At 40.8% G+C, this 21,019-nt stretch carries 18 protein-coding genes; 6 read left to right on the plus strand and 12 right to left on the minus strand.

What is annotated here, in order from left to right; genetic code table 11:
- The first annotated feature begins 18 nt into the window (after window positions 1-18).
- Window positions 19-1,245 (plus strand): MFS transporter, encoded by a 1,227-nt coding sequence (locus tag C4S38_RS12625; RefSeq protein WP_103984007.1) that lies wholly within the window; start codon window positions 19-21, stop codon window positions 1,243-1,245.
- Window positions 1,246-1,341: 96 nt separating this feature from the next.
- Here the strand turns inward: C4S38_RS12625 and C4S38_RS12630 are convergent, their stop codons facing one another.
- The 4 genes from C4S38_RS12630 to C4S38_RS12645 form a co-directional block, all read right to left on the minus strand.
- A complete protein-coding gene (locus C4S38_RS12630) occupies window positions 1,342-2,268 on the minus strand; it encodes a PfkB family carbohydrate kinase (protein WP_103984008.1) in 927 nt (308 codons plus the stop codon).
- 96 nt (window positions 2,269-2,364) lie between these two features.
- Window positions 2,365-3,114 (minus strand): biotin--[acetyl-CoA-carboxylase] ligase, encoded by a 750-nt coding sequence (locus C4S38_RS12635; protein WP_394340855.1) that lies wholly within the window; start codon window positions 3,112-3,114, stop codon window positions 2,365-2,367.
- Complete coding sequence (locus tag C4S38_RS12640; RefSeq protein ID WP_103984010.1) at window positions 3,104-3,457, minus strand: MmcQ/YjbR family DNA-binding protein; 354 nt, start codon at window positions 3,455-3,457, stop codon at window positions 3,104-3,106. Before C4S38_RS12640 ends, C4S38_RS12635 begins: the two co-directional genes overlap by 11 nt.
- A gap of 19 nt (window positions 3,458-3,476) precedes the next feature.
- The gene (locus tag C4S38_RS12645; protein WP_099464095.1) at window positions 3,477-3,842 is read right to left on the minus strand and encodes a YraN family protein; all 366 of its coding nucleotides are present in this window, start codon (window positions 3,840-3,842) and stop codon (window positions 3,477-3,479) included.
- Between the two features lie 69 nt (window positions 3,843-3,911).
- Between C4S38_RS12645 and C4S38_RS12650 the strand changes: the two genes are divergently transcribed.
- Both C4S38_RS12650 and C4S38_RS12655 read left to right on the plus strand, forming a co-directional pair.
- The gene (locus C4S38_RS12650; RefSeq protein ID WP_099463779.1) at window positions 3,912-4,139 is read left to right on the plus strand and encodes a hypothetical protein; all 228 of its coding nucleotides are present in this window, start codon (window positions 3,912-3,914) and stop codon (window positions 4,137-4,139) included.
- On the plus strand, window positions 4,136-4,576 hold the full coding sequence (locus C4S38_RS12655; RefSeq protein WP_099463780.1) for a nucleoside deaminase: 441 nt from the start codon (window positions 4,136-4,138) through the stop codon (window positions 4,574-4,576). The genes C4S38_RS12650 and C4S38_RS12655 overlap by 4 nt, the downstream gene beginning before the upstream one ends.
- Before the next feature lie 23 nt (window positions 4,577-4,599).
- Here C4S38_RS12655 and C4S38_RS12660 read toward each other — a convergent pair whose 3' ends face one another.
- The 6 genes from C4S38_RS12660 to uvrA form a co-directional block, all read right to left on the minus strand.
- The gene (locus tag C4S38_RS12660; protein WP_099463781.1) at window positions 4,600-4,860 is read right to left on the minus strand and encodes a DUF4834 family protein; all 261 of its coding nucleotides are present in this window, start codon (window positions 4,858-4,860) and stop codon (window positions 4,600-4,602) included.
- Between the two features lie 47 nt (window positions 4,861-4,907).
- Complete coding sequence (locus C4S38_RS12665; protein ID WP_103984011.1) at window positions 4,908-5,609, minus strand: CDP-alcohol phosphatidyltransferase family protein; 702 nt, start codon at window positions 5,607-5,609, stop codon at window positions 4,908-4,910.
- Window positions 5,610-5,620: 11 nt separating this feature from the next.
- Window positions 5,621-6,292, minus strand: coding sequence for a phosphatidylserine decarboxylase family protein (locus C4S38_RS12670; protein ID WP_103984012.1), 672 nt, complete (start codon window positions 6,290-6,292; stop codon window positions 5,621-5,623).
- 70 nt (window positions 6,293-6,362) lie between these two features.
- Window positions 6,363-9,611 carry a UvrD-helicase domain-containing protein gene (locus C4S38_RS12675; protein WP_103984013.1) on the minus strand — a complete coding sequence of 1,083 codons (3,249 nt, stop codon included), beginning with the start codon at window positions 9,609-9,611 and terminating at the stop codon, window positions 6,363-6,365.
- Window positions 9,612-9,616: 5 nt separating this feature from the next.
- On the minus strand, window positions 9,617-9,961 hold the full coding sequence (locus C4S38_RS12680) for a translation initiation factor (protein ID WP_103984014.1): 345 nt from the start codon (window positions 9,959-9,961) through the stop codon (window positions 9,617-9,619).
- A 23-nt stretch (window positions 9,962-9,984) separates the two neighbouring features.
- On the minus strand, window positions 9,985-12,783 hold the full coding sequence (gene uvrA / locus C4S38_RS12685) for an excinuclease ABC subunit UvrA (RefSeq protein WP_103984015.1): 2,799 nt from the start codon (window positions 12,781-12,783) through the stop codon (window positions 9,985-9,987).
- A 164-nt stretch (window positions 12,784-12,947) separates the two neighbouring features.
- On the opposite strand from uvrA, the gene C4S38_RS12690 reads away from it, so the two are divergent.
- From C4S38_RS12690 to C4S38_RS12700, 3 genes are all read left to right on the plus strand, one after another.
- Window positions 12,948-14,477, plus strand: coding sequence for a glycoside hydrolase family 10 protein (locus tag C4S38_RS12690; RefSeq protein ID WP_103984016.1), 1,530 nt, complete (start codon window positions 12,948-12,950; stop codon window positions 14,475-14,477).
- Between the two features lie 108 nt (window positions 14,478-14,585).
- Entirely contained in the window at window positions 14,586-15,344 is a 759-nt protein-coding gene (locus tag C4S38_RS12695) for a helix-turn-helix domain-containing protein (protein WP_103984017.1), read from the plus strand.
- Between the two features lie 299 nt (window positions 15,345-15,643).
- Complete coding sequence (locus tag C4S38_RS12700; protein WP_103984018.1) at window positions 15,644-17,194, plus strand: sulfatase family protein; 1,551 nt, start codon at window positions 15,644-15,646, stop codon at window positions 17,192-17,194.
- 171 nt (window positions 17,195-17,365) lie between these two features.
- On the opposite strand, the gene C4S38_RS12705 is transcribed toward C4S38_RS12700, so the two are convergent.
- Entirely contained in the window at window positions 17,366-18,526 is a 1,161-nt protein-coding gene (locus C4S38_RS12705; RefSeq protein WP_200817976.1) for a clostripain-related cysteine peptidase, read from the minus strand.
- Window positions 18,527-18,599: 73 nt separating this feature from the next.
- A complete protein-coding gene (locus tag C4S38_RS12710) occupies window positions 18,600-20,939 on the minus strand; it encodes a lamin tail domain-containing protein (protein ID WP_103984020.1) in 2,340 nt (779 codons plus the stop codon).
- Between the last annotated feature and the right edge of the window lie 80 nt (window positions 20,940-21,019).

Here is a 21,019-nt window from a genome sequence, read left to right on the forward strand (position 1 = left end):
ATGAACTAACTACAGGAAATGGAAATAGAAAAACGAAGTTCTTTCCCAAAAGAACAAATACGTTACGCTGTCCTAACCTTTTTTTTAGCCCAGGGACTATGCTTTTCAAGCTGGGCAAGCCGTATACCGGATATAAAGGATGTTTTTGAAGTAAATTACGCATTTTACTGGGGATTGGTATTATTCCTCATACCCGTCGGCAAGTTTGTAGCCATACCATTAGCCGGATATCTGGTTTCCAGATTAGGAAGTCGTATAATGGTACAAATAAGCATTCTGGGCTATGCATTATCTTTATTTGCCATCGGGACGGCATTCAATATCTACATGTTAGGTGCTTTCCTCTTTTGTTTCGGAGTCTTCTGGAACTTATGCGATATATCACTTAACACACAGGGTATCGGCATAGAGCGTCTTTATGGGCGTACTATTATGGCATCTTTCCACGGAGGATGGAGTCTGGCTGCTTGCTTTGGAGCATTAATCGGTTTTATTATGATTATATCCGGCGTACAACCCTTCTGGCATTTTAGTTTGATAACCATTATTATCCTTCTAATAACCCTTTTCGGTCGAAAATATTTGCAGAATGACATAGAACCGGAACCACAAGAAGAAAAAGCTGAAGCCCCGGCTTTAACCAGTTTCCTGAAAAAGCCGGAAATATTATTGATTCAATTAGGAATTGTCGGACTATTTGCTTTGGTTGTAGAAAGTGCGATGTTCGACTGGAGCGGAGTTTATTTCGAATCTGTATTACAAGTCCCCAAGTCCCTTCAGATAGGCTTTCTGGTCTTTATGGTGATGATGACAGCCGGACGTTTTCTTACTAACTATGCTTATCATATATTAGGTAAACAACGCGTATTACAGCTTGCAGGCGCATTCATTTTCATAGGCTTTTTCACTTCGGCTTTGTTTGCCGGATTGTTCGGCTCTATGGCAATCAAGGTAATTGTAAATTCGCTGGGCTTTATGTTAGTAGGTTTAGGTATTTCATGTATGGTACCAACCATCTATAGTTTGGTAGGTGCAAAATCGAAAACTCCGGTAGGCATAGCCCTTACCATTTTATCCAGTATCAGCTTTATTGGTTCACTCATAGCACCACTGTTAATAGGTGCAATATCCCAGGCTTTCAATATGAAATATGCATATATGGCAGTAGGCGTATTAGGATTATGTATTCTGCTGATGACCACCTTCTGCAAAGCATTCAAAGTGGAAGAGCCAAAAGGAAAATAAAATATATGAATCGGATATATATAAAAAGTCCCCGATGATTTTTTCAAATCATCGGGGACTTTTTATAAAATGATCGGGATCTTTTTTCTCCTTTGTTTAATTCCTGCTTGAACCAAATGTTATATTCAAATCCGGCAATGTTTGTCCGGCTGTTTCCATACAACGGACAACATCCTCTTTTGTTCCTTTAAACGGGCCACTGCCTTCTATCTTCAATGTGGACATTGCTGCGGCAAAGCAACCAGCTTTTTCTATGCTCTCTCCCTTTGCTCGTTGATAAAGATAACCGGTCATATAAGTATCTCCACAACCGGTAGCATCTACTATATCTTTCGGTTTATAAGCGGGAATCTTGCAGAACGTCTTACCATCATAAATTACAGACCCCATACTACCCAAGGTAATCAACACTTCCTTCACTCCCCAGGCATAAAGTTGCTTAGCAGCATTAGGTACATCCGTATAACCGGTCAAAACTTCCATCTCATGTTCATTCGCTTTCAGGAAGTGGATATATTTCAGTGCCTCCGTCTTTTCCGCCCAATCTACCGCATATACCTTTGTATCTCTTACTTCACGTAAATAGCCTTGCGAATCAGCAGAAATAAGTCCTTTCTGCGATAAATATTTAATTACGTCCAACGAAAAATCATCTGCCAATAAACTTCCCAGGTGGAATATACGAGCTTCTATGTTCTCCAGGTAATCTATTGTAAAAGGATCCGCCTTGGCCAGAACCCGCTGCTTACGGTTATCCTGGTTTTCCCCATAAATATTCTCAAAATAAACAGAATGTTTACTTGGCATTACAGCTACATCTATTCCTTCGGAACGAAGTTCATGAACTGTTTCCATCTCCGATTCAGCCAAAGCTGTTACCAACGTATAATCTATGTCGTCAAAATGCTTGATGGCATGTGAAAAATAAAAAGACGTACCTCCGGGCATATGTACCGTTTTCTTGGGAGTCACAATCTTATCAAGCGTGATATGTCCCACGCAACAAAGGTCATGTATATTCATTAGTTTCTATTTTTGAAGCAGCAAAATTAGTGAAAATCAGTAATTCATTATATTAAACGGGACTATTATTCACGTTTTTGACCAATATTATCAGCATTATACATAAGAAACCTCTTTAAATGCATACCGCCTTAAATCGCCATTATGTAAACGAAGAATGAGATGACCGGTTAATTCAATATCATAAACAGATGCTTCAAAAATACCATGTTCGTCAGCAAACGAAAAAAATCCATCTCCCCGGTATAGAGACTTACGATACAAGTTGCGAATCTCATCCTGCTTTTCCTGCAACAGCCAAAGATAATAGTTATAGAAAATATGCAAGAAACGGTTCAAAATGGCTTCTTTATCCGTTTCTTCACCTACAATTTGCCAAAGGGAAACCGGATTAGGGGCGTTACTACGAAACACTTTCTGATTAACATTAATGCCTATACCTATTACGGAACAATACATATTATGCCCTGATAAATCGTTTTCAATCAGCATTCCACATATTTTCTTATCTTTCCAGTAAATGTCATTCGGCCATTTAACAGTGACGTCTCCGGTATAAGCCTCCAATGTTTCTTTAACGCTTAATGCTGCTATTTGCGATATCAGAAACTGGCGGTTGGCAGGAATACAATCCGGATACAGAACAAGGCTGAACGTAAGATTTTTACCCGGTTCCGATTCCCAGACATTACCTATTTGCCCGCGGCCTGCCGTTTGATTTTCAGTTACAACAACACTGCCTTCCGGCAACGGCCCTCTGGCCAGCAGGTCACGAAGATAATGGTTCGTTGAAGAAGCTTCTTCCAAACGGATAATCTGGGGAATGGTCTTTGAATTATTCATTATATAAATCACGTATTTTCTTCGGGAGTTTAGCAATAACCTCACGGTATGAATGACAAATCCAGTATTTTATATCTCCATCTCCCATATCACGTTCCAAATAAATAGTATTCCAGTATTTCTTGTTAAAATGCCATGCAGGTTCCACAGCTTTAAAACGTTCTCTGAGATCTTCTACATAATCGGTACTGCATTTAAGAGACAGGCATGGCTCTAGCGCATCCAAAGGAAGCAACAAAAACATCTTATTTTCCACTTTAAATACCAAAGAAACGTCATCAAATGGCAAACATTCTGTTACGTTTCTCAGCGACAAACAATATTCCCGGACTTCTTCAATATTCATATTCCCTGTTATTTCCAAATTAACGACACGGTGCGTAAAAAGCATCTTCGATGTGTTCAACACGATAACCTCTCTCCGTCTTAACCAATGTAATTATATCAAAACGGACAGGCAGGCCAATATTATAGTTACGGACATAAGCATCCGCAGCAGAAACGATTCGCCGTATTTTTTTATTATCTACGGACTCCTCCGGTGAAAGCAGAAAATTTCCTGAACGTGTTTTTACTTCAACAATCACCAACTCATTATCTTTAACTGCAATAATATCGAGTTCATAATGATGCCAGTGCCAATTGGTTTCCAACACTGTATACTCGCGTTTTATCAGAAATTCGCGGGCAAAAACTTCACCATCTTTCCCTGTTTCGTTTCGTTCAGCCATTTGATTAATTTGCACAAATATAGCTATTTTCTTTTTTATTTAAGCTTTCACTTGTACATTTGCAAATGTATGAAAAAGGTACGAAAATATTCTATTGCACAACCGAATCACCCACGCATCCATAAGGTTACTTTTATGCTTAATGATGACGAGCATAAAACCATTTCCCGCTACCTTACAAAATACAGAATTGCCAATAAATCACGTTGGTACCGTGAAACTATAATGTCTCATATACTTAAAACCCTGGAAGAGGATTATCCTACGTTGTTTAACGAAAACGAAATGCGGAGATGAAACCTTTCGACGACGAATATTTCATGAAACAGGCATTAGCCGAAGCCCGTATAGCAGCGGAAGAAGGTGAAGTTCCGGTAGGAGCTGTTATTGTTTGTAATAATCAGATAATAGCCCGTGCACATAATCAGACAGAACGTTTGAATGATCCAACAGCACATGCTGAAATGCTTGCTATAACAGCGGCAGTAGGTGTACTTGGAGCCAAATATTTAACAGAATGCAGCTTATATGTTACTGTAGAGCCTTGTATTATGTGTGCCGGGGCAATCGGATGGTCGCAATTAAACAAAATAATATATGGAGCTTCTGATGAAAAAAGAGGGTATAAAAAATATGCGCCCGATGCATTTCACCCAAAAGCTATCGTAAAGAGTGGAGTATTAGAAGTAGATTGCGCTGCAGAGATGAAAGCTTTTTTCAAACAACGACGTTAAGGAATATATCTAAGTAAAAATCACTATTTAACTTCTTCATAATCGACATATTCTCCTTCATCTTTCGCAAAGATTTTCTTTCGCTGCTGACTTCTTTGGTTTTCATCCTGATACATATTATTGGAAGTATTGCTTGAATTGCCCCCACGATGGCGCTTTTCATTCGAATTGCTATTACTGCCACTACCAAATAATATTCTTTTAAATGTTCTCAAAATAGAAAAGCCCATCAGAAATACCAACAGGATAAAAAAGAAAAATATGACAAATAAAAATTTAAACATAATGCGATCCTTAGTTAGTTTATTAACACAAAGATAAGAAATCTTGTTTATCTGTTTCTGTTAAAAATAGACAAGACTATATAGAGCAGAATGGTTCCCGATATACCGAGAAATCCCCACAAAGCAACGAATAGAATAGCACAGACAACTAATATATAACGCAACTCATTCCCTTTCCAGGAAAGAGATTTTATTTTCAATGAAAACATTGGTATCTCCGAAACCAGCAATAAAGAAGTTACAAAAGATAATATAATAGCTGCTAATGCAAAAATACATTCATTAACATGTATGATGGGTAAAACAGAATAACCGGCAGAAGCCCAGAATAAAGCATGCGCCGGAACAGGCAAACCTATGAAAGAAGTAGTCTGTCGTTCATCTATATTAAATTTAGCCAGCCTCAATCCCGAAAAAACCGGAATAACAAATGCCAGATAAGGAATATATTCATTCAAAGACCCCAAAGGCAATACAGGACTTACCTGACAAAGCAACCAAAATAATACCATTCCGGGGGCAACACCAAAGCTAACCATATCAGACAATGAATCCAGTTCTTTCCCTATTGCGGAATAAGCCTTCAGCATGCGTGCGGCAAAACCATCGCAAAAATCAAACACAGCAGCAATGATAATCCAGACAACAGCAAGCAGTAAATCACCGTTTAAAGCCATAACACTGGCTACACAACCTGATATAAGACTAAAGCAGGTTATTGTATTAGGTATATATTTCTTGATACTCATTCTTTCCTTTATTATCCGTTAGACTTACTTAAACGGGCTATAGGAGTTTGGTTTCCGGTAACTTTCTGATCCATTTCTACCAAAACTTCTGTTCCCACCGGTAAATAAACATCCACGCGGGAACCGAACTTAATAAATCCCATTTGTTCGTCTACATGGCACTTTTCTCCGGGTTTTGCATAAGTAACTATACGCCGTGCCATTGCTCCGGCAATTTGCCTCGCCAGAATATCAATACCGTTTTTAGTAGTAATAACAACTGCCGAACGCTCATTCTCCGTACTGCTCTTAGGTAAGTAAGCCGCCATAAAACGTCCGTTCTGGTGAGACACATGCTTCACTGTTCCGTTTACAGGAAACCAGTTGGCATGAACATTGAAAATTGACATAAAAATAGAGATTTGCAAACGTTTTTCATGCAATATCTCATTTTCCATAACTTCTTCAATTGCAACAATCGTCCCATCGGCAGGGGCAATCACCAGCCCTTCCGAATCATAAGGAAAACGACGGAAAGGACTACGAAAGAAATTCAATACCAATAAAAATAATATGGTAGAAATCAATGCAACAGAATAGAACAGCCCGCCCTTACCGATTGTGTGGTATAAGACGACATTCACAATAAATAATATTGTAAACAACGTCAATAATAGTCCTGTTCCTTCTCTATGTACTTTCATCCTTTATTCTACTGCGTTTGATAATAAGAATTTGCAAAAATATTCATTTTTACGGAATATCAAAAATATATCATAATTCATTAACCGCTTCCACCCTATTTAGTTCGACATACCATAAAAAGCCGCTTACCTTTTCATATCCCATCTGGCGAATCAGTTTCAAATAATTTTTAACCTGACTATAATGGCGTTTCTCTTGTTTTTCCCCGAATTTATAATCGACAACAACTGCTTCATTTCCATTTATCATCACGCGATCAGGACGTTTGGAAAGACCTTTTCCAAAAAGAATATCTACCTCATTCAAAACACGTGACGATCCATCATACCATGGTGCAACCTCAGGTTGATTCAACAAATCAGATAGCCGGACACATAATTTCTCGGCTTCGTCCCTATTTACCACACCAGCCAAACGATAGTTCTCTACAGCAACAGGTATATCTTTTTCAGTACGGATACCACTTAACACTTCATGCATTAATGCTCCGTGCTTACGGCGTTCATTATCAAAAAAGAATCCTTTTCCATGTAAACGTAATTGCAAACGGTCATCCGAAGAAACCGAACGAATCCGGTCCATCGAAATTTCTTCAACGCCCATTTTTTTATTCTGTTCTTCAGACGGATGCCACCAGTTTCCCAATTCAAACACTCCATCTGCAATATTGAAAGAATACGGCAAATTTATTAATGGCTCTCCTTCTTCCACATCATCTACCTGAGTATTCAATCCTGCCCAAAGTAAATCTCCTATAGAAGTAATCTTCTCTATATCTCCGCTCTTCTCATCCATTTTCTTAGGCCGGGGCGCAAAGACCAATAATTCTTCTTTAGCACGGGTAAAAGCAACATATAATGTATTCAGATTATCAATAAAGGCATGCAACCGTTCCTTGAAATAGTCTTTTGCAAAGATTGTACTACCCAATGCCTGCCCATAGCGCACCGGAACCAAATGCAAACGGTCAAAAGGTCTTTTATCCGGATGGCACCAAAGAATAACAGGTTTAGATGGCTTATGATCTATTTCCCAGTCTCCAAACGGTATAATTACAACCTTAAAGCCCAGCCCCTTAGATTTATGTACGGTAAGTATACGAATAGCGTTCTGTTCATCCGGTGTAGCAATTGTTTTCTTATATCCCGTTTCATCCCACCATTTCAAGAAACGATTTAAATCCGGACTCTCTTTTTGGCTATACTCCGAAACCATATCCAAGAATGCTTGCACAAAAACTTGTTCATTATCAGGAAATCGCTCAGCAAACAACCGGAACAAGCCTTCCGTTATCTCATATAAAGATTGACGTGAAAGCCCTAGCAACTCTTGTTTTATATCTGCAGGAATAGAAAAAGACGATACAAGTTCTGCATCCTTTTGCCATCCACCAGACAAAACAATATAGGAAAATGTAGCAATCTGTTCATTTGTCAAATCTTCAGGATTTTTTAAATAACGTAATGTTGCTACGAGAAAACGCACAACCGGCGAACTACTGACATACAACGCATCATCTGATATTATATCATAACGATACTGTTCTGAAGAATGCATTTCCTTATAAGACAACAACGTATCAGCCACCATAGCACCTTCCATATTGGTACGTACCAAGATTGCTATATCTTTCAACGTATATCCGTTATCCTGCAATTGTTCTAATACCCCCGGAAGTCTTTCTAGAGCTTCTTCTTTCCAATCCTTATCATCTTCACCGGTTAAAAACTCTATTTTCACATGTCCATCTTTTTTTTGAAAAGGAGCGGGAATCTGCTGATAGCTTTTCTTATAAGCAGACATGATCTTGGTAAAATAACCTATCCGTTCTTCAGTTTTCAAAGAAGACGCATCAAGAGCTTCGTTATAATAATGTTGAAGCAAGGCTGGAGTAACAGAAAACAAAGCATTATTTACTTCCACAATATGACGGCAACTACGCCAATTCTCCTTTAAAGTATCTTCTTTGATTTCTTCATGAATAAAATCATTTTGTACCTGTTCATCCAACAATTTCCAGTCAGAATTACGAAAACGGTAGATGCTCTGCTTTACATCCCCCACAATCAGGTTTGCATACCTGTGTGCCATGCTTTCCTGAATAAGCGGACGGAAGTTATTCCACTGCATACCACTGGTATCCTGAAATTCATCTATCATATAATGATCTACATGAGTTCCTGTTTTTTCATAAATAAACGGAGCATCACTACCATCTATGATTTTATTCAGCAATTCGGTCGTATCGGCAATCAACATTACATTTTTATCTTCACGATATGCAGCAATCTGTCGTGATACATCTGTCAAAATTCCCAGTGTATAATAAAAACGGACCACTTCTTTAGCCGTATTATAAGCAGTCAGATCGGAAAAAAGAGATACCACTCCCTTTATGCATTCGTTCAGTCCTCCTTCAAATGCACATCCTATAACTAAACGGAGGGATTGTGAGGTTGTTTTTGTAAAACAACCGTCCAGATTATCTGCCAGCCCCATAAAAGTAGCAGAAGGTTCTTTCATCTCTCCGTTAGCCAGTTTTTCGAAGAAGAACAAAGGTGAACGGCTTCCTCCTTTGAAATCGGAAGGTTGGAGCCCATATTGCTTAAGCAATGCCATTCCCTTCTCTCCCAAACGCTTTGCTTCCCTTTCTACAGAGCGGATAATAGCATATAAGTCATTTTTATACTCTTCCAGTGCGTCTTTATCTTCAATATCCCGAGACACCTCATCACTAAAAGCCTTATAACTCTCTTTAAATACCTCACGGCTCAAAGCCATAATATCCCGGCGCAGATTCCACTCTCCGCCATTTTCTATCTTCTCTTCCGCAAAACGGAGAAGCCACCCCAGTAATTCTTTACTTTCAGGCTTTTCCAGATCGGCCAGCAATTTATCTACCGACTCTGCCAAGACCAATTCCTGATCCATTTCTATTCCATAGCCACCCTGTAAACCGATCTCACGGGTGAAGGCACGCATTGTCTGCTGAAAGAAACGGTCGATCGTGCTTATATTAAATGCCGAATAATCATGAAGAATAAGAATTAAAATTCGCCGGGCTTGTTGCCTGACCTGCTTTTCGGTAAGAGAGTTAGCAGACATTAACAGACTGACATAATCGGATTTATTACCGGATGCTAAATTATAGAGCTCCTCGACAATACGGTTTTTCATCTCATCGGTAGCCTTATTAGTAAAGGTTACCGCCAAAATACGCTTATATGCCCCCGGTTGCGTAAAAAGCAACAAAAGGTATTCACCCGTAAGTTTATGTGTTTTTCCTGCACCGGCAGAAGCTTTGTAAACCGTTAACATATTATTTATATAATTCTACTCTTGATATATCCTTCTTTCCGCAGAATTTCAAGTACCTTATTACGTAAATCACCCTGTACAACAATCTCACCGTCTTTTGCGGTACCACCAACCCCACACTTCACTTTCAGGAGTTTTCCCAAAGAAGTAAGATCGTCTGGAGTTCCACGAAAACCGGTTATTAACGTAACTACCTTCCCTCCCCGATTACGTTTATCCAGGGAAATACGCAACTGTTGTTTTTCTTTCGGAAGCGTTTCTTCTTCCTCCCCATCTTCTGTATTATATTGAAAATCCGGATTGGTAGAATACATTACCCCTAAACGGCCTTTCCAGTCATTACTCTTCATATCAACATTTTATCAGATTAAAACTATAAAGCAATATCTAATTTTTCTTTTAAATATTTACCTGTATACGATTCCTTACAAGCCACTATATCTTCAGGCGTTCCGGTACAAACCAAACCACCTCCGGCTTTTCCTCCTTCTGGCCCCAAATCTATCACATAGTCAGCACACTTAATCACATCCATGTTATGTTCAATGATAACAACAGTATGCCCTTTATCTATCAAAGCATTGAATGCTTTTAATAACGTTTTAATATCATGAAAATGAAGTCCGGTTGTCGGTTCATCGAAGACAAATAAAGTAGGCTGCTGTTTCTCTTGCCCCAGATAATATGCCAGTTTCACACGTTGGTTTTCCCCACCCGACAAAGTGGAGGAAGTCTGTCCCAGTTTAATATATCCCAAGCCCACATCCTGAAGAGGTTTCAACTTTTTAACGATTTTCTTCTCCTGCGATCCGGAAGACTGTCCAAAAAACTCGATAGCTTGGTTAACCGTCATTTCCAATACATCATAAATACTAGCTCCGCAGTATTCCACTTCCAGGATTTCGGATTTAAAACGTTTACCATGACAAGCTTCACATTCCAATGTTATATCGGCCATAAACTGCATTTCAACAGTTATTTTACCCTCACCTTTACATTCTTCGCAACGTCCGCCTTCTTTATTAAAAGAGAAATAAGCCGAATTATACCCCATCTGCTTTGCCAAAGGCTGATCTCCATACAATTTACGTATTTCATCATAAGCGCCTATATAAGTTACCGGATTGGAACGCGAACTTTTCCCAATCGAATTCTGGTCTACAAACTCTATCGATTGTATCATATGCATATCCCCTTCCAAACCTGAGCAATCAACCATTAACCGGGCAGCTTCATCCAGATAATGCTTTACTCCTTCATAAAAAATATCACGCACTAATGAACTCTTGCCTGATCCACTGACACCCGACACAACAGTCATTACATTCAATGGGAACTTTACATCTATTCCTTTAAGGTTGTTCTTACGTGCTCCTTTTACTTCTATATAATTATTCCAAGGACGACGGAAAGAAGGGACATCTATTTTATCATCACCAGTCAGATATCGCACCGTATGGCTTTCACTATTTGTTTGCAGATTATTAATGTCTCCCTGATACACGACTTCCCCCCCCAACCGTCCGGCCTTAGGCCCAATGTCTATAATGTAATCAGCAGCACGGATTATTTCCTCATCATGCTCCACCACAACTACCGTATTGCCCAACGATTGCAACTGCCTTAATACATTAATCAGCAAATCCGTATCTCTTGAATGAAGACCGATACTTGGTTCATCCAATATATAAAGAGACCCAACCAAGCTACTGCCCAAAGAAGTAGCAAGATTAATACGCTGGCTCTCTCCTCCCGAAAGAGAAGATGACAGACGGTCTAATGAAAGATACCCCAAACCTACATCCAAAAGAAATTGAAGACGGCTGTTTATTTCTGTCAGCAAGCGTTTAGCTACAGCTGCATCCGTTTCATCGAGCTCCAGATTATCAAAAAAACTTTTTGCTTCTGTAATAGGCAATGTTACCAGTTGAGCTATGTTTTTTCCTCCTATCCGTACATAAAGGGCTTCAGGTTTCAACCGGGCGCCTTTACAAACCGGGCAAGTAGTCTTTCCACGATAGCGCGCCTGCATAACCCTGTATTGTATCTTATATAAATTTTCTTCCACAAATTTGAAGAAATCATCAATGCCATGCAATCCCGGAGCACCATGCCAAAGTAAATCTTTTTCCTTATCCGTCAAGTCATAATAAGGCCGGTGAATTGGGAACTTGTATTTTTCGCTTTTGGCTACAAACTCCTTCAGCCATTCGCCCATTACTTCTCCCTTCCAACATACAACAGCTCCCTGATACACCGACAAACTTTTATCCGGCACCACAAGATTTTCGTCTATGCCCAAAATCTTGCCGAAGCCTTCACATACCGGACACGCTCCTAGAGGATTATTAAAACTGAACATCATATCCGTAGGCTCCGTAAAAACTATACCATCCGTTTCAAACCGTTTGGAGAATTCTTTCGTCACCGTTTCTTCAGGAGTATAGATACGGATTATGCAAGTGCCATGCCCTTCAAAAAAAGCAGTCTCTGCTGAATCTGCCAAACGGCTTTTCAATGTCTTGTCATCCGATATGGTCAAACGGTCGATCAGCAATTCAACATTTTGGGAGTTCTGCAACGCTTCATCTCCAATCACTTCTCCTATACGATAAACATTATCATTAATTGCCAGACGCGTATATCCTTCTTTTTGTAAAATCTCCAATTGTTCCTTCATACTTCGTCCCTCAGGCAACACAACCGGAGCATAAACAGCAAAACGAGTCCCATCAGGATAAGCCAACACCATATTAACAATATCGCTAACCTGGTGTTTCTTTACTTCTTCACCGGAAACAGGAGATATGGTTTTCCCTATACGGGCATACAAAAGACGTAAGTATTCATATATTTCAGTTGATGTACCTACCGTAGAACGCGGATTACGGGTATTTACCTTTTGCTCAATGGCTATTGCAGGAGGAATACCTTTAATATAATCACATTCCGGTTTACTCATCCTGCCCAGAAACTGGCGGGCATATGCCGAAAGGCTTTCAACATACCGCCTTTGTCCTTCCGCATACAAAGTATCAAAAGCTAATGAAGACTTTCCGCTACCAGACAAACCGGTTATCACCACAAGCTTATCACGTGGAATTTCCACGTCGATATTCTTCAGATTATTAACACGTGCACCTTTTATAAATATAGAATTGCTCTCAGACATAATACCTTTTCCTATTTTTCTTAACTTGCAAAGTTAGAAAAGTAATGCCGTTTTGACAAACAATCAATAAGTATTCACATTAGAAGTTACGAAACCTTTTGTTTTTAAAAGATATTCATGTATTTTTGTTGAGTTTTCGTACATAAAAACAAATAAATAGAACAATGTATATAAAATATCTCCGTCTGCTATTGGCGATATTATCTATTGCTATGTCTTCATGTTCAACCGTCCGGGAAATTCCGCGTCAAACGACAGGCCAAAAAGAAGCAAAAAGAGAATTCCGAGGAGCATGGATTCAAACAGCTTTTCAGGGCGAATACAAAGACATGACTCCATCTCAAATGAAAAAAGATTTCATTCGTAAACTTAATTATCTACAAAATTGCGGCATTAATGCCATCATTTTTCAGATACGTCCGGAAGCAGATGCTTTTTATAAATCAGAAATAGAACCCTGGAGCCGTTTTTATACGGGAGAACAGGGAAAAGCTCCAGCCGGCAACTTCGACCTGATGGCCTTTCTCATTAAAGAATGCCACAAAAGAAACATGGAATTCCATGCCTGGCTAAATCCTTACCGGGTGAGCACTGCCGGTAATACCAAATTTGCCGATTCACATATCTACTATCGCCACCCGGAATGGTTTGTTACTTATAACAAACAAATACTTTTCGACCCGGGATTACCCGAAAGCCGTCAGTTTATTTGTAGGGTTGTTCGTGATATTGTTACCCGCTACGACGTAGATGCCATCCACATGGATGATTACTTTTATCCATACCCGGCAGCAGGGCTTTCTTTTCCCGACGATAACAGTTTCTACAAGTACGGTTTGCGCAAAGGATATACAGAAGCCCAACGGAATGACTGGCGCAGAGAAAACGTAAATAAACTGATAAAAGAGATCAAACGCACCATTTTGCTGTCCAAACCCTGGGTACGGTTCGGTATCAGCCCGTTCGGTATTTATAGGAACAAGAAAAATACCCCCGACAACTCCGGCAGCGAAACCAACGGTCTACAAAATTATGACGATTTATATGCCGACATACTTTATTGGGTAAAGCAAGGATGGATAGACTACAACATGCCACAAATATACTGGGAAATAGGGCATCCGGCAGCAGACTATATCACACTAATTAAATGGTGGGACAAAAATACAAACGGAAGTCATCTTTATATCGGGCAAGATGTAGCCCGCACAATGAAAGCCAATGAGCTGACACGAAAGATGCGTTATGAAAGAGCCTTACCTCATGTCAGTGGTAATTGTTTCTGGCCGGCCAACGAAATTTTATGGAACAACAAAGGCGTTGCCGACAGCTTGAAACGAAATTATCATCGCTATCCGGCATTAATTCCGGCATACACACACATGCACAACCGTGCTCCGCAGGAAGTAAAGAAACTAAAAACAGAATGGACTCCGCAAGGCTATATGCTCCATTGGATAGCAGAACAGAGTGAGACCAACCCCGAACTCGCATCCTATTTTGTAATTTACCGTTTTGATGATAAAGAACCGGTAGATTTAAGTAATCCGGCTAAAATAGCTGCCATTACACGTAAAACGAATTATCTGTTACCTTACAATGATGGTAAGCGTAAATATCGCTATATAGTAACAGCTGTAGATCGTTTCCATAATGAAACAAAAAAAGGAAAAAGTAAGAAAGTTAAACTCTAAGTCGCTCATATAATTATGTCCGATCAAAGATAGGCCAAATTCACGGATTGTTCTTCGTGCAAGTCTTACCAGACGAATATATTCAAATACCGTGCATATCCTAGGGGAATGATGATACCTCAGGCCAGATGTATGCAGAACACTATCTATTTTCTCATCTCCGGCAAAGTACTTGTAAAAAGTGAAGAACATCCGATGACTACTTTCTCGAGCGGACAATTTATCCTTCAACCGATAGGTTCGCGGGTAGAATTCCACATTCTCGAATCATGCGAATGTATTCTTTACCTTTTCGACCGTCCGCAAAACGTATGTAATGACCGCTTTCTGAGCGGGGAAACCATGGCCGGAAACATGACCGTTACTCCCATAGTAATGAATTCCTGTACTCCACTCGTATTATATCTGGAAGGAATGAAGAAATACATAAACGACGCTATGTTATGTTGCAACTTCCTTCAAGCGAAAGGAACCGAATTAATATACATACTTAATTGTTATTATCCTCTTAAAGAACTGGCTACTTTTTATGCCCCGATTTACAGATACACCAAGAGCTTTAAATATTTTGTAATGCAAAATTACCTGAAAGCAAAAGATGTTGAATCTTTTGCTCAACTAGGAGGCTATAGCCTCCCTACCTTCCGGCGTATTTTTAAAGAAACCTTCGGAGAGCCTGCATATCAATGGATGGTTAAAAAGAAATGCCAGGACATTCACAACGATCTTATCACCACCAACCAAAGTATTTCCGAAATTTGCTATAAATACGGATTCGAATCATTGGCCAATTTCTCACATTTCTGCCGGGCCAACTTTGGCAAATCACCACGTACCATACGTAATGAAAGGATCGGAAACATATAAAAATCAACAAATATCATACATTTCACAACTTATTGAGCAGAAAAAACAATTTAGTCCGTTTTTAAATAGAATACTTCTGGATACTGATTTGGGAGAATGTAAAAAGACGGTACAGATTATCAATTCACGCCAACTGCTACATTAGAAGCAGGTACAACAACAATCAGTGTTACTGTTACATCTACCGGTGTTGAATTCAATCAAAGTGTCGAAGCATGGAAAGATAACACAGGAACAGCAACCATCCGGTAAATATTCATATCTTTACGAACTAAACAAGAAATAGAATATTTACCAACATGAAATCAACACTTATCCTGGGTATCGGAGCCTCGTTTCTGGCTACCGGTATAATACATGCCCAGAAACAACAACAAACGCAACAGAAAACACCCAATGTAATCCTTATTTATGCCGACGATTTAGGTTACGGAGATCTGGAATGTTATGGAGCCAAACGTGTTCAAACACCAAATGTAAACCGGCTGGCAAACGAAGGCATCCGCTTCACCAACGCTTATGCAACAGCTTCTACCAGTACGCCTTCACGCTATTCTATGCTCACTGGCGAATATGCATGGCGTGTGCCCGGCACAGATATTGCCGCCGGCAATGCAGGTATGATTATCCGCCCCGAACGCTACACAATAGCCGACATGTTCAAAAATGCAGGATATGCCACAGCCGCGATAGGAAAATGGCATCTGGGCTTAGGTGATAAAACCGGAGAACAGGATTGGAATGCTCCGCTGCCAACAGCCTTAGGCGACTTAGGTTTCGACTATTCATATATAATGGCCGCCACAGCCGATCGTGTACCCTGCGTCTTTATAGAAAATGGCAAGGTAGCAAACTACGATCCGTCTGCCCCCATCGAGGTAAGCTACGAAAAGAACTTTGCGGGAGAACCTACCGGAAGAGACAACCCCGAACTCCTATACAACCAGAAGCCCAGCTTCGGGCATGATATGTCTATCGTTAACGGTATCAGCCGTATCGGATTTATGAGAGGAGGCGGCAAAGCCCTTTGGAAAGACGAAAACATTGCCGACTCTATCACAACACATGCAATAGACTTTGTAAGATCAAACAAAGGCAAACCCTTCTTCATGTACTTTGCCACAAACGATGTGCATGTACCCCGTTTTCCGCACGACCGTTTCCGCGGCAAGAGCCCGATGGGACTACGCGGAGATGCAATTGCCCAATTCGACTGGGCAGTAGGACAATTAATGAAAACACTGGACGAACTGGGCTTAACAGAGAATACATTAATTATCCTATCCAGCGACAACGGCCCGGTAGTAGATGATGGTTATGCAGACAGAGCCGTAGAATTATTGGGCGACCATAAACCAACCGGCCCGCTACGAGGCAACAAATACAGCGCATTTGAGGGCGGGACACGCATCCCGGCAATCGTACATTGGCCAAAAGAAATTAAGAAAGCCACCGTATCCGATGCCCTGGTTTGCCAGATCGACTGGCTTGCTTCATTGGCGGCATTAACCAATTCGCGCCTGCCCAAAGGAAGCGCTCCCGACAGTTACGACTACCTCAATGCCTGGTTAGGCAAAGATAATGAAGGACGTCCCTGGGTAATAGAACAGGCATTAAACCGCGCCCTATCCGTACGCACAAAAGACTGGAAGTATATCGAACCAAGCGCAGGCGCTCCGCTTATGCCGCGGGAGAATGTAGAAACCGGATATTCGAGAGACCCTCAACTCTACGATATGACAAAAGAGGGCGAGCAAAACAACCAAGCCCTCCTACACCCCCAAGTGGTTTACAAACTACAAGGCATTCTGGCCGGAGCAAGAAATAAAACAGTTACACCTGAAAAATAGAAGCAGAAGGTGAAGAGGCCGGCGTCCCGACCTCCCCTGTCAGACCAATCCCCCTAGGTAGGGAGAAAGAATCTCCCCTAGTAGGGGGAAAAGATCTCCCTAGGTAAGGAGAAAAGACCTCCCTAGGTAGGGGGATGGTTTCGTCAGGGGAATGTCAATGCCTCCCGGGCATCACCAGCCTGTTTGCGACCAGCCAGCCACTTTATACCATGCCAAGTTCTGATAAAACGCATTTACGGATGCCATCGAGGAGCGGGGAACATATCCGGAAACACCGCCGGCATCAAGATCCATTGCAAACATACTTTGAACCAGTCCGGAGAAGTTCTTCGGAGTAGTCTTCCAATAAATCACGGCAGCATCAAATGCAGACTTCCATTCGGTATAATCGCTGTTGCCCCCCGTTAATTTATAAATAAAGCGTTCCAAATCATAATAATACTGCATGTAGCGTTTATCATAGCACATCACACCGGAAACAGCAATATCCTGTTTGTTTTGGATATACTTAGGAAGCACTTTTGCCGTGGCAGAAGCTAAGTGCTCCAGCTCACTACACTTTAGCACAGCCACCGAAGCACCGGCCGTCCAGTTAGAATTACTAAGCCCGGCGCCACCTTTATACAATCCATTATAGTATTCATAATAAGCAGTGGCAATTGCCAATCCTGCATTTTCTTTAACAAAGAAAGCGGGGGCAACCAGCTGATAAGGAGCTCCCGGACCCGGAATCTCGGTTGGAGAACCAATTAAATAATCCATACAGTCCCGCAATTCATAGGCAACTTCTACAGACTCCATAAAGCAAGCATCGAAAAAGAGGAAATCCAGGTGCGGGATGCTTTGCAACACTTCGTGTAGTTCCGAAATATCCATATAGTCATCGCCATCTTGCCCCCACCAGCGCATCATGCTTTTAGGCAGCCAGCCCTCGCCGTGAGACCAAAGAACAAGGCCGTAACTTTCGGCCGGATATCTTTGAAAAGCATCAGACAGAAGACCTTTCATAACAGATATATCTAATGAGTTCTGTTCGCCAAACTCTTTCACCACTTCTTCTACAACCTGTCCTTTTTTATCTTTAGTAAGATGCAGCAAGCGAGGAGCGAAATTATCATCTATATACACCAGCAGATTACAAGATGCCGGATCTACCTCCTGCATGCCTTGCTTCATTTCCTCATAATCCTTCGAAGCAAAACCGGACAATGAGTTTTGGGCAACCATATATACTAACACAGTACGGGCTTTGTTAACCGGTTCGTCATCACGGCTGCATGAACAGAACACCATAGCAAATGACAAAAGAAAACAGAGTACATTATATTTCATGACTCAAACTTTAAATTTAGTTAGGGATACAAAGATAGTAAAAAACAGTCCTTACCTGCCGGCCAGCTCTATTTTAATGAATAAGAAACACCCTTTTATAGGATTTGGTTGTCCCGTCAGGATGGAATAGTTCGATATACAATATATAGATTCCCGGCAAAGGCCGGCAACCATTTTGTCCTATACCGTTCCATAGCAATCTTCCCTCAACTCCAAGCAGTTCATGGTTGGCTATTTCCGCCAACCGCCGGCCAGTTGTATCAAACACCCACATCCTGCAATTATATCCGGGTTTATCCATATAATAAAGGATTGTGTACTCTCCGGTAAGTTCGGAATATACAGGAGCTTCAACAGAAACAGGATGCCCGGTTCCTGTTGTTTTGTATTGAGAATTACGATAACCCGGTGTACCTGAGCCGGTAGTTTCGGCCGCCGATGTCCAATTGGCAGCATCCTGCGTTGCAGCATCCGGATCAATCCGCTCTAACGAAACACCTTTCCCATTCTTTACAGAAGGCGCATGCCATTTGGAAGAATAAGCAACTTCATCTATCACTTCTTCATCTTTCGTCCGAAACAGCACCAAAGCAGATGAAGTATTTGCCAATACCGGCAATTTCTGCTGATGCAACGATTCCGGTGAAGAAACAAGATAAAAAGAAGAAATACCTTCTACATCTTTTGTCAACAAAAGATACCCTTTCGGCTCTATGTCGAAAGGAACCGACGACAACGGATAATGTGTACTTAACGCACCGTCTGACTTCCGGGTGGCAATAGACAGTCCCTTTACCGACAATTTCCGGTCTGAGCGGTTATATAATTCGATATACTCGCTACCGCCGGTATAAGGGTCCGGCAACAATTCATTAAAAACCATCTCGAAAGGATTCACAGAAGTGTCTTCCAAATCAGTCGGAGGTTGGGGGTTATCCGGACGTGAATTTACCGCACCGGGAGTTCCACCCTTAGAATCGGTAGACAGATACAAACCTTGTCCTGAACGCTCCCAGGCAATACCGGGTTTAGCTTTCGGATATGTAATTTGATCAATCAATTCGCCAGTCGGGGATTTCAGTTGGAGCGTTTTGCCATTATTTGCCAGTTGTGCCGGAAACTTAACCAGAGGCATTTCGTTACCCGCAGGATCAAGTTTCACCTCCCTTCCTTCCTTATATAGTACCACATAACCTCCGGCAGGAAGCAATAGACTCGAAAGTTTAACAGATATATCATTATAAACAAACATCCACCCTTCCAGTTGGCAGGCAGTAGCAGAAGCATTATATAATTCCACATACTCTGTCCGGGGCAAAACATCCAATCCGCTGGGATCGGCCATGATCTCATTGATGCAAATAAAACATCCCGATGGTTTTTCAAAACCATCAGGATCATTTTCAAAATCATCGGGATCATTTCCCAATGTCGAAACGAAAGCTTTATTTCCTTTACATTCATCTGTTCTTCCTTTTGCTACTATCCCGGAATAAGTCAATGTATAACCGGCTGCTTTTTGTCGGCTGGTTACCCAAACAGGCTTCAGCATTGTCTCGTCATCCGAAATATAGACCTCATTGGCTTTATCTTCATCTAACAGGAACACACTTTTTCGTGCATCCACTTTCTGATCGAATGAAAGGAGTAGCGAATATTGGTCTTCCTCCGCCAAAGATAAAAGCTTGGGAATAGAAGTTCCGGTAGAAGGTTTATCATCCGGTTGTCCGCCGGGTTCCTTTTCGGGGACAGTTGGAGTTGAAGTTATTTCAGATATGATTCTGATATTATCAAATGCATAGACCATATTCTTTAAAGAAGAGGCCTTGCAACGGCAAGTAATATTGAAATAGCCCCCGGGACGTATATTGGACAAGGGATTATCTGTAAATGGTTGTCCCTCCTGTTTGTAAACATTTCCATTTACAGAAGTATAAAGTGTCCATATTCTCTCATTTTCCATCGTTAGTTTTATTTTCACGGAAGAGGCGCCTGTACCTAGCAGATCTTTCCGTCCGTTAATAATTCGCTGTGGAGTTCCGTTTCCCTTTTGTCGATAAAGAGAGACATTATGGTCATTATGTCCCACTTGCAAATAATAAAGGACTGAAGCCGGACTATCGGTTGCATATACATAAATACGGGCATGATTAGAATTTGAAGACTTAAAAGAAAGACTTACATCTATCTGCCATTCCATATTTTTCGAGTATATTACAGGAACATAGCAAGAAAAATCTCCGGTTAAACGACTTCCGTCAAATTGGAGCAATCCATTATCAATACGAAAAAAGCCTTTTGGGGCAACCCAGGGATTACCAGAATTTACATCTGGTCCGTCAAATGATTCGATGAGTTGTGCAAAAACACAAAAAGGCAGAAACAAGAAGATAATAATAATAATTTGTCTCATAGTTATATGGTTTTGTTATAATTTGCATATCTTTGTGCCTCAAAACGTTGTAGCATAAAGAGACTTATATTTCTATGCAA

The sequence above is a fragment of the Parabacteroides chinchillae genome, from assembly GCF_900108035.1.
Taxonomy (GTDB): domain Bacteria; phylum Bacteroidota; class Bacteroidia; order Bacteroidales; family Tannerellaceae; genus Parabacteroides; species Parabacteroides chinchillae.